Here is a 14,236-nt window from a genome sequence, read left to right on the forward strand (position 1 = left end):
CTTCACCGGCGACGTGAACCGGCATACAAGCAGAACCTCGCGATCTTCTTAGCCGGGATGCTGATATTCCATGTCGTCACTTGTCTGGATGTGGCGATCGAGGCGCCGCAAACACTCCTGTTCTGGCCTCGGTGACGGCGGCCGAAATCCGCGCAGCTCAAGCCCGGCATGGACGCTAAACGGAATGCGCGAGTGGGGCGAAGGCCGGCGGCGCAGTTTGCACAACGTGCCCTTTTTGCAGGCCGTCTTCCGTGCGCGAAGCGGGCTCATCGCTGCCGTAGTGGGCGGGAACGCACCAGTGTTGGCCACCAGAACCACGGCCCGAGGATTCTGACTATGCATGGCACGACGAATGAACGCACGATCAGCGTGTCGAGCAGCAGGCCGATGCACACCGTGGAACCCACCTGACCGATGGTTCGGAGATCGCTTGTCAGCATTGCCAACATAGTGAACGCGAACACCAAGCCCGCGGAAGTCACCACACTTCCCGTGCTTCCGAGCGCGCGGATGAGACCGGTGTTCAGCCCGGCGTGAAGCTCCTCTTTGACACGGATGATCAACAGCAGGTTGTAGTCCGAACCCACCGCCACCAGGATGATAAACGTAAGCGGCAATATCAACCAGTGCAGGGGCAGGCCGATGAGGTGCTGCCAGACGAGTACGGAGAGCCCAAACGCCCCTGCGTACGAGAATGCCACGGTGCCGGGGATGACCAAGGCGGCCATCAGACTTCGCGTGAGGAACATCATGATCAAGAAGATCAGCACGAAGGCGGCGATCGCCACGATGAGCAGGTCGGACGCGGCGTATTCCTTGATGTCCTCATCGTTGGATGCTGAACCGCCGATATAAACTCTCGCGCCGGCCAACGAGGTCTCTTTCAGCGCCGTGGTTATGGCTGTGGGGAACTGTTCAACACGCTCCACGCCTTCCGGGCCCATCGCGTCGCCCTCGAGGGTGACGATGAACCGCGCAGCCTCGCCGTCCGGTGACATCAGCAGCGCCATACCCGTTTTGACGTCTTCGTTGTCGAAGCCTTCTCGGGGGATGTAGAAATAGTCGTCGCTGCGGGACTGGTCGAAGTCAAGCCCCACATTGATCTGGTCGAAGAATGTCTGATCGGTTTGCGTGGACTGCAGAGCCGACGAACCGTAGGTGTTAACCAAAAGAGCCGCTAAAACCTCCGAGTCGTCGGCCGTGAGCTTCAGCTGGGTGATGATTTGCGGCAGAATTCTGTCGACGGCCTCGAGGGAGGTTTTAGCGTCGGTGATGTCATCGGCGAGCTTGTCGATGTTGTCGAGCGCATCCCAGAGCGATCTGAATGCCGAGCAAGTGGGAATGTCGAAACAGTGCTTCTCCCAATAGAAATAGCTTTTGATGGGCCGGAAGAAATCGTCGAGATCTGCGATTTCCGAGCGCATCTCATCGGTGATCTTCTGCAGATCCTCGATGGTGACAACCGTCTTGTGCAGCTCATCCGACATGTTTTGGAAAAACACGATCTCTTTCCGCAAGACCGCGACGGTGTGCATCGTGATCTGTGCCTGCTGGTCGGTATTAGCGTTTTGCTGCTTATTGAACGGAAGCTGCTGGCCGTTGCCGCTGCCTTGCGTGGTGAACAAGTAAGGGATGGTGGCGTGTTCCAACGGTCGACCCAGGGGCCTGGTGATGCTTTGCACCATCGCGACGCCGGGGAGGCGGATGAGAGCCTTGGCCACCCGGTCTAATGAGATGAAGTCAGCCGAGTTTCGCATATCATGATCCGTCTCGACCATCAACATCTCGGGGAACAGCTTGCTCTTCGGGAAGTGCCGATCCGCCGCCGCGAAGCCCTGATTAGCGGGGGCATTTCGCGGTTGGTACTGACGGTCGTCGTAGTTCTGCCGATACGTCGGCACGAAGATCGCCCCGAGCAGGACGGCCGCGGCGCTGGCCGCGAAGATCGGCACCGGCCACCGGACCACGCTCGTTCCGATCCGCCGATACAGGTGCGCCTTCGCCGTCCCTCTCGGGTCGAAGAGCCCGAACAGGCTGCCCACGGTCAAAATGGCCGGGCCGAGCGTCAGCGCTGCCGCAATGGTGAACAGCATGCTGATGGCAACGGCGGGCCCCATGGTGTGGAAGTAATTGAGCCGCGCGAAAATCAAGCAGAAACACGCACCCGCGATCGTCAGCCCGGAGCCCAGGATGACGGGGGTGACACTTTTGTACGCGGTGTAAAACGCCTCCTCTTTGCCTTCGCCGGCCTGGCGCGCCTCGTGATAGCGGCCGATCAAGAAGATGCCGTAGTCCGTGCCCGCCCCCAGGGTCAGCGCGACGACGATGTTGACGGCGAATGACGAGAGCTCGATATACCCCAAATGGCCGAGAGCCGCGATAATCCCCTTCGCGACCAACATCTCGATCAAAACTCCAAGTAAGGGCACCAGCACGGTGCTGATCGAGCGGTACACCAGCAGCAACATCACGACGATGAGGCAGATCACCGCGATGGTGATGTTGTTCAAGCTCGAATTGGCAATGGCCACCGTGTCCGAGGCCAGCGGCGCCGCACCGCTGACATAGACCTTCAGCCCGGGCGGCGGCGTGTCCTTGGCGACGATCTCGCGCACGGCGTTGACGGACTGGTTCGCTTGCATTTGGCCGATATCGCCCGCAAGACGCAGCAGCACGTACGCGCACTTGCCGTCGAGGCTCTGCGCCCCCGCCGCGGTGATCGGCTTCCCCCACAGATCCATCACGTACTGCACGTGCTTGGGGTCCTGCTTCAGCCGGCGCAGCAGTTCGTCGTAGTAGCGATGGTCGGCGTCGCCCAACGGGCGGTTGGCCTCCAACACCAGCATCGTCAGATTGGTCGAATTCGATTCGTGGAACTTTTCGCCGATCGCCAGCAATGCCCGCTGCGAGGGGGCATAGTGCGGGACCATCGGGCCCGCGAGTTCTTCTGCGACCCGCTCTACTTGCGGCATGAAGGCGTTCGTCGACACCGCGAGAAGCGCCCAAAAGGTGATGATCGGTATCGCGAAGACGCGGATCATTCTGGGGACGACGGGTCCTCTGGCCCGATGCTCGGCGCGGTGCTCGCTCATGCGGATTTCACGAGGCAAAAGACGTGCGCATCCTGATGGGTATCGGACTGCTCAGCGCGAACCACACCATTCACCCGGATCCGGCAGCCAACTTGACCACCATGAACCTGTGCCGAGATGCTGCCGGACACCACGGTGAGCGTGGTCGCCTCCGTGTGCGACCACGGCAAGCTCGTGAGCTGAACCTGATGGGGATGCCCGTCGACGTCCACCCAGACGAGCATCCCCCCTTCGCCGACGGAGCCGAACAGCTCATACGTGAGCCGTTTGAGATTGAACTCCGGCGGTGCCGCCGGGCCGTTGACGGTGATGACGGGCGGGGGATTGGACAGCTCGTGCACCTTCCACATGCCCAGTGCGCCCGCACCGAGCGCAACGATGGCAACCAACGGCATCCAGGCTCGCGCCAAGAGAGTCCTGCCAACCGAACGAGGTCTCACTCGACCACCTTTCGCCGGTCCCGGTCACAAACCTATGCGCTCTATTCTCGATCCCGAGCCGAGACGGCCACGGCGCGGATGCATATCAACTAGGCTGATATATGAACGTGGGTAGGGTACCAGCACGGGTCCGCAACGCGGACACCGGCTGTGCGGACATCACCGAGTGGCACCGAGTGGCGCTATCGGCGACGTGAGACGAGAAGGGGCGGCACGGACCGCGTTAGGCAGGTGTTAGGCGCGGTTAGGTGACAATGCCGTCCACCTGGGAACGACGAGGCACAACGGTCAAGACATTGCCTGCACCCGCCATTTCAGCCGTGTGCTTCTGAGAAGCTGAATCGTGAAGTTTATGGAGGCCAGCATGGGGAACACTCCAAGAAATGTCCGCTCGGAGGGTGTTGCTCCATGCAGGTGGTAAAGACTGCCAAATACATAAAAACATCCCACCATGAACAACGCACCGGGAATGCAGTACGCCATCAAAGAGCTACGATCAGCAATGATTTGCTTTGCATAATCCACCTCTTCCTTCGACATGTGTTCGTTTTTGCGCACTTTACGTATAACCGCTTTCGCGCTCCCTATGCCTTCACTTATCGGCAGAGGTGCTCGTTCGCAGAGCCGTCTTACGAATACCGTAGCAAAGGCAGCCAATACCAATACCGCCACGAGGGAAAGTACAGTCAGATAACCCCATAAGTCGGAATTCATTATCCCGCTCCTTCGTCCGCCCGACCGACCTTAGCGGCCACACTTGAAACACTGGCGAATCCATCACGGTTGGCTTCGAAGACTCCGCCATACCCGATGGATATCAATGACCGTGTCGGCGAGTCCCCCGAGGCAGCGCAATCGTGGCTCGAGTATGGCGTTGCCGTTCGGATCGCGCGCATAGGCCCCGGCCTTGGCCTTATCGATGTTGGGGCAGTAGGCGGTCCTGGAGAAGGCGTGATCCGCGACCTCGTCCGGCTGCCCGCGGCGCATACCTGCATGCCGGTGTTCGCTCATTGGCCGATTGGGCCCGCAACGCCGCAACCCAAGCCCCGCAGCGCGTGCTGCACGCCGAGTCGATGTCCGGCGGGGCCGCGGCAGGATGCTGGGCGCCAGCGATGGTTTGTCGGGCCGGTTTAGCCGCGGTTTAGCCGCGGTTTCGCCCGGGATTAGCCCGGGTCTAGCCACGGGCCCGCAGCGTCGCCAACGCCTTGTCGGCGTGCGCGTTGAAGCTGAGCTCGCCGCCGATCACGTCGAGCACCGTGCGGTCGGTGTCGATGACGAACGTGGTGCGCTTGACCGGCAGCAATTTGCCTAGCAACCCGCGCCGGACCCCGAACATGCCCGCGACGGTGCCGTCCGCATCGGACAGCAGCGGGTAGTCGAAGCCGTGATCGCCGGCGAACTTGGCTTGTTTGGCCACCGGGTCGGCGCTGACACCGACCCGGGACGCGCCGACGGCGGCGAACTCGCTGGCCGTATCACGGAAATGGCACGCCTCCCGGGTGCATCCGGGCGTCCCGGCGGCCGGGTAGAAGAACAGCACCACCGGACCGTCGGCAAGCAGCTCGCCGAGCGCGCGCGGAGTTCCGGTCTGGTCGGGAAGTTGGAAGTCGGGCACGGTGTCGCCGGGTTTCATGGCAGTCACGCTACCCCCGGGGTGCTCGCGGCGTCTGCGAAGATGGGCGAAGATGGGCGAAGATGGGAAGGTGCACGCCGACCTCGCCGTCACCACCTCGCGGCAGGATTTCCACGCGCTGGCCGCCGGGCATCGCGTGGTCCCGGTGACGCGCAAAGTGTTGGCGGACGCCGAGACGCCGCTGTCGGCCTACCGCAAACTGGGCGCCAATCGGCCGGGCACATTTCTGCTGGAGTCGGCCGAGAACGGGCGGTCGTGGTCGCGGTGGTCATTCATCGGCGCCGGCTCGCCGTCGGCGCTGACGGTGCGCGACGGCCAAGCGGCCTGGTTCGGGGCCGTGCCGCGGGACGCTCCCACCGGTGGAGATCCGCTGCAGGTGCTGCGGGCCACACTCGAGCTGCTGGCCACCGCCCCGCTTCCCGGGCTTCCCCCGCTGTCGGGCGGCATGGTGGGCTTCTTCGCCTACGACCTGGTGCGACGCCTGGAACGTCTACCCGAGCTCACCGTGGACGACCTCGGATTGCCCGACATGATGCTGCTGCTGGCCACCGACATGGCGGCGGTCGACCACCATGAGGGCACCATCACGTTGATCGCCAACGCCGTCAACTGGAATGGCACCGACGAGCGCGTCGATGAGGCCTACGACGACGCGGTGGCACGCCTGGACGTGATGACCGCGGCGCTGGCCCAGCCGCTGCCGTCGACCGTCGCGACGTTCCGCCGACCCGAGCCGAAGCACCGTGCGCAGCGCACCGTCGAAGAGTACGGCGCCATCGTCGAGCACCTGGTGGCGCAAATAGCGGCCGGTGAGGCCTTTCAGGTGGTGCCGTCGCAGCGCTTCGAGATGGACACCAGCGCCGAGCCGATCGACGTGTACCGGATGCTGCGGGTGTCTAACCCGAGCCCGTACATGTATCTGCTCCATGTGCCCGACGAGCATGGGCGGCTGGCGTTTTCGATCGTCGGATCCAGCCCGGAGGCCCTGGTCACCATTCAGGATCGCTGGGCAACGACGCATCCGATCGCGGGAACCCGGTGGCGGGGGCACACCGAGGACGAGGATCAGCAGCTGGAAAAGGACTTGCTGTGCGACGACAAGGAGCGCGCCGAGCACCTGATGCTGGTCGACCTGGGTCGCAACGACCTGGGGCGGGTCTGCGTGCCGGGCACCGTCCGTGTCGAGGATTACAGCCACATCGAGCGTTACAGCCACGTGATGCACCTGGTGTCCACCGTGACCGGCATGCTTGCCGAGGGGCGCACCGCCCTGGACGCGGTGACCGCCTGCTTTCCCGCGGGCACGCTGTCGGGCGCGCCGAAGGTGCGCGCAATGGAGCTGATCGAGGAGGTGGAAAAGACCCGCCGCGGTCTATACGGCGGGGTGGTCGGCTACCTCGACTTCGCCGGCAACGCTGATTTCGCGATCGCCATCCGCACCGCCCTGCTGCGCGACGGCACGGCCTACGTGCAGGCCGGCGGCGGGGTGGTCGCCGATTCCAACGGCCCCTACGAATACACCGAGGCGACCAACAAGGCCCGCGCGGTGTTGAACGCGATCGCCGCGGCGGAGACGCTGACGGCGCCCGCGACGGGCCTCGACCACGGCCCGGTGACGACGTGGGCCGGGGCGCGGTCGCAGGAGGGGGCGGGCACGTGCGCCGGACGGTAACGGCCGACCCGCAGCGGTGGGGCCGGGTGCTGATCGGTGCGGCCCAGGCGTTGCTGGCGGCTTCCGCGGGGGCGCTGTGGGTGGCATCGCGGCTGCCGTGGGTGGTGATCCACGCGTTCGACGGGCTGGGCCCGCCGAGATCCGCGACGCTCTCGGGGGCGTCGTGGTCGACGGCGTTGCTGCCCCTGGCGCTGCTGCTGCTGGCCATCGCCGTGGCCACCGTCGCCCTGCGTGGCCGGCTGCTGCGGCTGGTGGCGGTGCTGGCGGCACTCGCGAGTCTGGTGATCGGCTATCTCGCGATCAGTTTGTGGGTGGTTCCGGATGTGGCGGTGCGGGCGGCCGATCTCGCGCGCATCCCGGTGCCGTTCCTGGTGGGCAGCGAGCGGCACTACACCGGGGCGGCCGTCGCGCTGGGGGCGGGGGTGTGCGCGCTGATGGCCGCCGTCCTGTTGATGAGGTCGGCCGCGATCTGTGGGGCGTCGCGGGCGTCGCAGTACGTTCCGCCGGCCGCGCGCCGTTCGACCGCGACCGGCGATGACGCGCCGGTGTCGCCGCGCACGATCTGGGATGCGCTCGACGAGGGCTGCGATCCGACCGATCGGCCCGAGAATTCCGCCGCGCCGGGCAATCACGAAGCCGGCACCGAGGGCCGGTGACGAAGCGTCCCCCGGCGCTCGCTACCCTTCGATGGACGTTGTCGCGAACCGGTGGGGACCGGGGGAAGGAACCCGCAGGCATGAGTCCGGTAACCGTGCTCGACTCCATCATCGAGGGGGTCCACGCGGATGTCGCCGCTCGTGAGGCCGCGGTAAGCCTGTCGGAGGTCAAGGCGGCCGCCGAAGCGGCGCCGCCGCCGCGTGACGTGATGGCGGCGTTGCGGGCGCCCGGTGTCGGGGTGATCGCCGAGGTCAAACGCGCCAGCCCGTCGGCGGGCCGGCTGGCACCGATCGCCGATGCCGGTCAACTGGCCCGGGCCTACGAGGATGGCGGCGCGCGAATCATCAGCGTGGTGACCGAGGAACGCCGGTTTCACGGCCGGCTGGCTGATCTTGACGCGGTGCGGGCGGCGGTCTCGGTGCCGGTCTTGCGGAAAGATTTTGTGGTGCGGCCCTACCAAATTCATGAGGCGCGCGCGCACGGCGCCGACATGCTGCTGCTCATCGTCGCGGCGCTGGATCAGCCGGCGCTGGTGGCGATGCTGGATCGCACCGAGTCGTTGGGCATGACCGCCCTTGTGGAGGTGCACACCGAAGAGGAAGCCGACCGGGCACTGCGGGCCGGCGCGAAGGTGATCGGTGTCAACGCCCGCGACCTCTCGACGCTGGACGTGGACCGGGACTGCTTTGCGCGGATCGCTCCCGGCCTGCCGAGCGACGTGATCAGAATCGCCGAATCCGGCGTGCGCGGCGCCGCCGACCTGTTGGCGTATGCCGGCGCGGGCGCGGACGCCGTGCTGGTCGGGGAGGGCCTGGTCACCAGCGATGATCCGCGGGCGGCGGTTGCCGATCTGGTTGCCGCCGGCACGCATCCGTCGTGTCCAAAACCGGCTCGCTGACCGCTGATGAGGCGCGCAGGCGGAAAGACGGTGAACCCGGCACGCCCGTTATGCGTTAAAGCCTCGTGATGAGAGAACACCGCGGCCCGGATCTGCCGCGCCCGAGTGCGGCCGTCGCCGAACCCACCCGCCACGAGCCGGACGCGCGCGGTCATTTCGGCGTGTACGGTGGCCGCTATGTCGCCGAGGCGTTGATGGCGGTGATCGAGGAGGTCACCGCCGCCTACGAGAAAGCCCGCACCGATCAAGGGTTCCTGGATCTTCTCGATACGCTGCAGGCGAACTACGCCGGCCGGCCGTCCCCGCTGTACGAGGCCGCACGCCTGCGTGAGCACGCCGGCGGGGCACGCATCTTCCTGAAGCGAGAAGACCTGAACCACACCGGTTCTCACAAGATCAACAACGTTCTCGGGCAGGCGCTGCTGGCCCGGCGGATGGGCAAGACCCGGGTGATCGCTGAGACCGGCGCCGGTCAGCACGGGGTGGCCACCGCCACCGCGTGCGCGTTGCTTGGCCTGGACTGCGTGATCTACATGGGTGCCGTCGACACCGAGCGCCAAGCGCTCAATGTGGCGCGGATGCGGCTGCTGGGCGCGCAGGTCGTCTCGGTGGACTCGGGCTCCAAAACGCTCAAGGACGCGATCAACGAAGCGTTCCGCGACTGGGTCACCAACGCCGACACCACGTATTACTGCTTCGGTACCGCGGCCGGTCCGCATCCATTCCCGGCGATGGTGCGTGATTTTCAGCGGATCATCGGCTTGGAGGCGCGCGCGCAAATCCTGGACCAGGCAGGCCGGCTGCCCGACGCGGTCGCGGCCTGCGTCGGCGGGGGATCCAACGCGATCGGGATTTTCCACGCCTTCCTCGACGATCACGGTGTCCGGCTGGTGGGGTTCGAGGCGGCGGGGGACGGCGTGCAGACCGGCAGGCATGCGGCCACGTTCACCGGCGGTTCCCCGGGGGTCTTCCAGGGATCGTTTTCCTACCTGCTTCAGGACGACGACGGGCAGACCATCGAATCCCACTCGATCTCGGCGGGCCTGGACTACCCCGGTGTGGGCCCAGAACACGCCTGGCTGAAGGAGACCGGGCGGGCGGAGTATCGGCCGATCACCGACGCCGAGGCGATGGCGGCGTTCGGGTTGCTGTGTCGCGCCGAAGGCATCATTCCGGCCATCGAATCCGCGCACGCGGTGGCCGGTGCGCTGAAGCTGGGAGTCGAGCTGGGCCAGGGCGCGGTCATCGTGGTCAACCTCTCCGGTCGCGGCGACAAAGACGTGGAGACCGCTGCCAAGTGGTTTGGCCTGCTCGATGGTCGGGGCAGCGGCGGATGATGACTGCGGGCCAAACTGAAATGAGCAAACTGGCACCGCTTTTCGACTCCTGCCGGCACGAGGGTCGCGCGGCGCTGATCGGTTACCTGCCCACCGGGTTCCCGGATGTGCGGACCTCCGTGGACGCGATGATAACCCTCGTCGAATCCGGTTGCGACATCGTTGAAGTCGGTGTGCCGTATTCGGACCCCAGCATGGACGGCCCGACCATCGCCAGGGCGTCGCAGGCCGCGCTTCACGGCGGCGTGCGTGTCCGCGACTCGTTGGCCGCGGTCGAGGCGATCAGCGCCGCCGGCGGCCGCGCCGTGGTGATGACCTACTGGAATCCGTTGCTGCGCTATGGGGTTGATGCTTTCGCCCGAGACCTGGCAGCGGCCGGCGGCCAGGGCGTGATCACGCCCGACCTCATTCCCGATGAGGCCGGTGAATGGATCACCGCATCCCAGCGGCACGGGCTGGACCGAATCTTTTTGGTGGCACCGTCATCGACGCCGCAGCGGCTGGCGATGACGGTCGAGGCGTCGCGGGGATTCGTCTACGCGGCATCGACAATGGGTGTCACGGGCGCGCGTGACGCGGTGTCGCAGGCGGCGCCCGAGCTGGTGCGCAGGGTGAGGGCGGTGTCTGACATACCGGTGGGCGTGGGGTTGGGGGTGCGCTCGCGAGATCAGGCCGCTCAGATCGGCGCTTATGCCGATGGTGTTATCGTCGGCTCGGCGCTGGTGTCGGCATTGGCCGACGGCCCGCCCAGGTTGCGTAAGCTGACCGGCGAACTCGCCGCCGGTGTGCGCCAAAGGATCGTCACGCTATGAGCACCGTGCTTGCGTATTTCCCTAGCCCGCCGCGCGGGGTCTGGCACCTCGGGCCGATTCCCATCCGTGCCTACGCGCTGTGCATCATCGCCGGCATCCTCGTCGCGCTGGTGATCGGCGACCGGCGCTGGGAAGACCGCGGGGGCGAACGCGGCGTTATCTACGACATCGCGCTGTGGGCCGTGCCTTTCGGGTTGATCGGCGCGCGGCTCTATCACCTGATCACCGACTGGCGGACTTACTTCGGTAGCGGCGGTGTCGGGTTAGGCGCGGCGTTGCGCATCTGGGACGGGGGCCTGGGGATCTGGGGCGCGGTGGCCCTCGGCGGCGTTGGAACGTGGATCGCGTGCCGCCGGCATGGCATTCCACTGCCGGCCTTTGCCGACGCGGTGGCTCCGGGCATTGTGCTCGCACAGGCCATCGGCCGGCTGGGAAACTACTTCAACCAGGAGCTTTACGGTCGGGAAACCACGCTGCCGTGGGGCATGGAAGTGTTTTACCGTCGCGGCCCCGATGGATACGTGGATGTGCATTCACTGGACGGCGTCTCGACCGGGCAGGTAGCGCTCGTCGTGCAACCGACGTTTCTCTACGAATTGCTCTGGAACGTCGTGGTGTTTGTCCTGCTGATCTATGTGGATCGGCGTTTTGCCATCGGCCACGGGCGCCTGTTCGCGCTTTATGCCGCCGGTTACTGCCTCGGGCGGTTTTGGATCGAGCTGCTGCGGGCCGATCCCGCCACCCACATCGCCGGGATCCGGATCAATTCCTTCACCTCGACGTTCGTGTTCATCGGGGCGGTCGTCTATTTCCTCCTGGCCCCGCGAGGCCGGGAGGATCCGGCGACCCTGCGGGGTGCCCGTCACGCCGAGGAGCCGGCGGTCCCCGAGCCGGTGGCCCAAGTCGCGGCCGTCGCGCCGGCACCCGATGCGACCGCGGCGGTCAAAGGTGCCGACCGCAACGACGGTGAGCCCGCGGGTGGGGGAGCTGAGGCGGCGCAGATCCAAAAAGCCGAGCCGCGACCGCCCGAGGCTGGGCAGCCCGAAGGCCAGGCCGAAACGGCGGAGTCGAAGCCCGCGGAGGTGGACGCCGCCGAAGAGGTGGAGCCCGCGCCGGCCCAGCCGGCGGGGCCCGCCGAAGCCCCAACCGAGCCGGCGGGGCCCGCCGGCCAGAAGCCAGCGGCTTGCGGGGATGACGTCCGGGTTGCGGCGGGAGCCGACCCGGTGGCCCACGAGGAGCCGGTGGCCCGCGAGGAGCCGGAGGTACCAGAGGAGCCGGTGGCCCCAGAGGATCCGGAGCCCCGCGAGGAACCGGTCACCGACAGCGGGCCCGCGCCCGCGCCGACAGAGGCGGCACGCCCGGTCGATGCGACCGAAGTAGGGGCGACCGCCGCGGGCGCCCGGTGGCGCCCGGGGAGGCGATTGTCGTGGCGCCGGCGCTGACGACGGTTGCGGCGGGGCACCCGGGGCCCCGACGAGGTAGCCGGCGGTCGGCGCGGGTCGGCCGAAAGCGGCGGCAACCCGCAGCCGATCTGGCATGCTGAACACCGTGACCGACCCCTCGCACCGGTCAGAGAATCGGGCGATGAGACCGGATCCGCTTGTCGCGGGTGGACGGCCGGTGATCGCCGGACCGGCCGGTCGGCGCCGCACGTACCGCGCGCTCGGCGCCGGTGCGACGCTGGCGTCGGCCCTCGGTTACATCGGATTCGTTGACCCCCACGATCACAATGCCGTGTACCCGCAATGTCCGTTTCGGCTGCTCACCGGCTGGAACTGCCCCGCCTGCGGCGGGCTGCGGATGGTGCATGACCTGCTGCACGGTCACGTTGCGGCCGCCGTCACCGACAACGTGTTTTTGCTTTTCGGCCTCCCGTTGCTGGCGGGATGGCTGCTGTTGCGGGGCCGCCGCGGAAAACCGGTCCTGCCGATGCCGCTAATCGTGACCCTCGCGACGGCGACGCTAACCTGGACGGTGCTGCGTAACCTGCCCGGCTTCCCGTTGGCTCCGACCATGCTCGGCGGATAGCCGCACCGGACAGCTGCGGGCGTGCCCGGCCGGCATCGGCTCGGCTGAGGCCGCGCCGGCGGTGCCATGACGGCGCCGGTATAGCCGGAAAGCTCGTGGGTGCAATGACTCCCAATGATCTCTGTCGCTCACACGTGCGGCCGACGTTGGCGCTTGCCCGCTGACCCTCCAACTGGGGTGTGAGACGGGATTCACATTGGTCGAGACGGTGATCGGGCGCGACTATGCTGACCTCGTGAGGCGCGGGAAGATCGTTTGCACGCTCGGCCCGGCCAGCAACACCGATGAGATGGTTCGGGCGCTGGTCGAGGCCGGGATGGACGTTGCCCGACTGAATTTCAGCCACAGCGACTACCAGGACCACAAGGCGGCCTACGAGCGGGTGCGGGCCGCCTCGGATGCCACCGGCCGCGCGGTCGGTGTGCTGGCCGATCTGCAGGGCCCCAAGATCAGGCTGGGGCGCTTCCGTGGGGGCTCCACCTATTGGGCCGAAGGGGAAACGGTGCGAATCACGGTCGCCGACTGCGAAGGCGACCATGATCGGGTGTCGACCACCTACAAGCAGTTGACCAGGGACGCCGCCTGCGGTGACCGCGTTCTGGTCGATGACGGCAACATCGGACTGGTCGTCAAAGATATCGACGGCGACGACGTGGTGTGCACCGTCACCGAAGGCGGCGTGGTGAGCAACAACAAGGGAATGTCGCTTCCCGGGATGAACGTGTCCGCTCCCGCCTTGTCGGACAAAGACATTGAGGATCTGCGGTTTGCGCTCGATCTTGGCGTGGACATGGTGGCGTTGTCTTTCGTGCGCTCGCCTTCTGATATCGAGCTGGTCCATGAGCAGATGGACCGGATCGGGCGGCGGGTTCCGGTGATCGCCAAGCTGGAGAAGCCGGAAGCCGTCGACAACCTCGAAGCCGTGGTCTTGGCATTCGACGCCGTCATGGTGGCCCGCGGCGACTTGGGGGTGGAGCTGCCGCTGGAGGAGGTCCCGCTGGTGCAAAAGCGGGCCATCCAAATTGCCCGGGAGAACGCCAAGCCGGTCATCGTCGCAACTCAAATGCTCGACTCGATGATTGAGAACCCCCGGCCGACCCGCGCCGAGGCGTCCGACGTCGCGAACGCGGTGCTCGACGGTGCCGACGCGCTGATGCTGTCCGGGGAAACCGCCGTCGGGAAGTATCCGCTGGCGGCCGTGCGGACGATGGCGCGGATCGTGTGTGCGGTGGAAGAGAATTCGACAGCGGCACCGCCGCTGACGCATATCCCCCGCACCAAGCGGGGCGTGCTCTCCTACGCTGCCCGCGACATCGGCGAGCGACTGGACGCCAAAGCCCTGGTCGCCTTCACCCAATCCGGTGACACCGTGCGCCGCCTGGCCAGGCTGCATACCCCGCTGCCGTTGCTGGCGTTCACCGATCTGCCCGAGATACGCAGCCAATTGGCCTTGACCTGGGGCACCGAGACGTTCATCGTTCCGCACCAGAATTCCACCGACGGCATGATCCACGAGGTCGACAAGGCGCTGCTGCAACTCGGCCGCTACAGACGAGGGGACCTGGTGGTGATCGTCGCGGGCGCGCCACCGGGCACAGTAGGCTCAACGAACCTGATTCATGTGCACCGCATCGGCGAGGAGGACGTCTAATCTGCGGCCCTGATCT

11 protein-coding genes and 1 pseudogene are annotated in these 14,236 nt (G+C 66.3%); 8 read left to right on the plus strand and 4 right to left on the minus strand.

Features of this window, described 5'->3' with window-relative positions; all coding sequences use genetic code 11:
• Nucleotides 1-266 precede the first annotated feature (266 nt).
• From MSM1_RS15055 to MSM1_RS15070, 4 genes are all read right to left on the minus strand, one after another.
• A complete protein-coding gene (locus MSM1_RS15055; RefSeq protein WP_213443709.1) occupies nucleotides 267-3,092 on the minus strand; it encodes an RND family transporter in 2,826 nt (941 codons plus the stop codon).
• Entirely contained in the window at nucleotides 3,089-3,487 is a 399-nt protein-coding gene (locus MSM1_RS15060; RefSeq protein WP_213444493.1) for an MmpS family transport accessory protein, read from the minus strand. The genes MSM1_RS15055 and MSM1_RS15060 overlap by 4 nt, the downstream gene beginning before the upstream one ends.
• A 333-nt stretch (nucleotides 3,488-3,820) precedes the next feature.
• A complete protein-coding gene (locus MSM1_RS15065; protein WP_213443712.1) occupies nucleotides 3,821-4,246 on the minus strand; it encodes a hypothetical protein in 426 nt (141 codons plus the stop codon).
• A gap of 460 nt (nucleotides 4,247-4,706) precedes the next feature.
• Complete coding sequence (locus MSM1_RS15070) at nucleotides 4,707-5,165, minus strand: peroxiredoxin (protein ID WP_213443713.1); 459 nt, start codon at nucleotides 5,163-5,165, stop codon at nucleotides 4,707-4,709.
• A gap of 70 nt (nucleotides 5,166-5,235) precedes the next feature.
• Between MSM1_RS15070 and MSM1_RS15075 the strand changes: the two are divergent.
• From MSM1_RS15075 to pyk, 8 genes and pseudogenes are all read left to right on the plus strand, one after another.
• A pseudogene (locus tag MSM1_RS15075) lies at nucleotides 5,236-6,753 on the plus strand (anthranilate synthase component I); the annotation flags it as partial.
• A gap of 68 nt (nucleotides 6,754-6,821) precedes the next feature.
• Nucleotides 6,822-7,493, plus strand: coding sequence for a TIGR02234 family membrane protein (locus tag MSM1_RS15080; protein ID WP_374101727.1), 672 nt, complete (start codon nucleotides 6,822-6,824; stop codon nucleotides 7,491-7,493).
• A gap of 80 nt (nucleotides 7,494-7,573) precedes the next feature.
• Nucleotides 7,574-8,392 carry an indole-3-glycerol phosphate synthase TrpC gene (gene trpC, locus MSM1_RS15085; RefSeq protein WP_213443716.1) on the plus strand — a complete coding sequence of 273 codons (819 nt, stop codon included), beginning with the start codon at nucleotides 7,574-7,576 and terminating at the stop codon, nucleotides 8,390-8,392.
• A 68-nt stretch (nucleotides 8,393-8,460) separates the two neighbouring features.
• Nucleotides 8,461-9,729 carry a tryptophan synthase subunit beta gene (gene trpB / locus MSM1_RS15090; RefSeq protein ID WP_213443723.1) on the plus strand — a complete coding sequence of 423 codons (1,269 nt, stop codon included), beginning with the start codon at nucleotides 8,461-8,463 and terminating at the stop codon, nucleotides 9,727-9,729.
• Nucleotides 9,729-10,541, plus strand: a complete 813-nt coding sequence (gene trpA, locus MSM1_RS15095; protein WP_374101733.1) for a tryptophan synthase subunit alpha — start codon at nucleotides 9,729-9,731, stop codon at nucleotides 10,539-10,541. The genes trpB and trpA overlap by 1 nt, the downstream gene beginning before the upstream one ends.
• A complete protein-coding gene (locus tag MSM1_RS15100; protein ID WP_213443734.1) occupies nucleotides 10,538-11,983 on the plus strand; it encodes a prolipoprotein diacylglyceryl transferase in 1,446 nt (481 codons plus the stop codon). The genes trpA and MSM1_RS15100 overlap by 4 nt, the downstream gene beginning before the upstream one ends.
• Before the next feature lie 142 nt (nucleotides 11,984-12,125).
• Nucleotides 12,126-12,569 (plus strand): DUF2752 domain-containing protein, encoded by a 444-nt coding sequence (locus tag MSM1_RS15105; RefSeq protein ID WP_213443739.1) that lies wholly within the window; start codon nucleotides 12,126-12,128, stop codon nucleotides 12,567-12,569.
• 211 nt (nucleotides 12,570-12,780) lie between these two features.
• Complete coding sequence (pyk, locus tag MSM1_RS15110; protein WP_213444499.1) at nucleotides 12,781-14,220, plus strand: pyruvate kinase; 1,440 nt, start codon at nucleotides 12,781-12,783, stop codon at nucleotides 14,218-14,220.
• Nucleotides 14,221-14,236 lie beyond the last annotated feature (16 nt).

The sequence above is a fragment of the Mycobacterium sp. SM1 genome, from assembly GCF_018361265.1.
In the GTDB taxonomy this organism is placed as follows: Bacteria; Actinomycetota; Actinomycetes; order Mycobacteriales; family Mycobacteriaceae; genus Mycobacterium.

Coding starts and splice junctions, on each gene's coding strand:
- MSM1_RS15055 (WP_213443709.1), bottom strand. CDS start 3,092: ATGAGCGAGCACCGCGCCGAGCATCGGGCCAGAGGACCCGTCGTCCCC.
- MSM1_RS15060 (WP_213444493.1), bottom strand. CDS start 3,487: ATGCCGTTGGTTGCCATCGTTGCGCTCGGTGCGGGCGCACTGGGCATG.
- MSM1_RS15065 (WP_213443712.1), bottom strand. CDS start 4,246: ATGAATTCCGACTTATGGGGTTATCTGACTGTACTTTCCCTCGTGGCG.
- MSM1_RS15070 (WP_213443713.1), bottom strand. CDS start 5,165: ATGAAACCCGGCGACACCGTGCCCGACTTCCAACTTCCCGACCAGACC.
- trpC (WP_213443716.1), top strand. CDS start 7,574: ATGAGTCCGGTAACCGTGCTCGACTCCATCATCGAGGGGGTCCACGCG.
- trpB (WP_213443723.1), top strand. CDS start 8,461: ATGAGAGAACACCGCGGCCCGGATCTGCCGCGCCCGAGTGCGGCCGTC.
- trpA (WP_374101733.1), top strand. CDS start 9,729: ATGACTGCGGGCCAAACTGAAATGAGCAAACTGGCACCGCTTTTCGAC.
- MSM1_RS15100 (WP_213443734.1), top strand. CDS start 10,538: ATGAGCACCGTGCTTGCGTATTTCCCTAGCCCGCCGCGCGGGGTCTGG.
- MSM1_RS15105 (WP_213443739.1), top strand. CDS start 12,126: ATGAGACCGGATCCGCTTGTCGCGGGTGGACGGCCGGTGATCGCCGGA.